The sequence below is a fragment of the Xanthomonas sp. SHU 166 genome (assembly GCF_000364685.1).
Classification (GTDB): domain Bacteria; phylum Pseudomonadota; class Gammaproteobacteria; order Xanthomonadales; family Xanthomonadaceae; genus Xanthomonas_A; species Xanthomonas_A sontii.
The window spans coordinates 1-436 of the sequence record NZ_AQOJ01000698.1; the positions used below are offsets into that span (position 1 = coordinate 1).

1 pseudogene is annotated in these 436 nt (G+C 75.7%); it reads right to left on the minus strand.

Annotation, left to right across the window (positions count from 1 at the left end):
* A pseudogene (locus tag D180_RS16360) lies at nucleotides 1-436 on the minus strand (histidine kinase); the annotation flags it as partial.

Sequence of the window (436 nt, forward strand, 5' to 3'; positions counted from 1 at the left end):
GGCGGGCAGGCCCTGCGCGGTGCCCAGCACTGCCAGGCGGCGCCAGTCCGGACGCAGGTAGCCCAGGCCGCGCGTCGGCAGCGGCACCCACAGGCCGCCCTCGCGGTCGCGCAGCACGGTCTCCACCACGCTGGCGCCGGACACCGCCGCGCCGCCGGTATCCACCCGCCGCGCCGGCCCGTCGGCCGGCTTGTGCCACAGGCCTTCGCCGTTGCCGAGCCAGTAGCCGCCGGCGCCGTCCTCGGCGATCGCGTTGGCCGCGCGATGCAGTGCGCCGATCCAGTCCGCACGCAACCAGCGCCCGGCACGGTCGCGCCGGAACAGGCCGGTGTTGCCGCTGAACCAGAGGCCATCGCTGAGCCGGGTGATCGACATGATCACCTGCTCCTCCTGCGGCATGCCGTCGTCGATGCGGTAGGCGCTGGCGTGGCGGCCG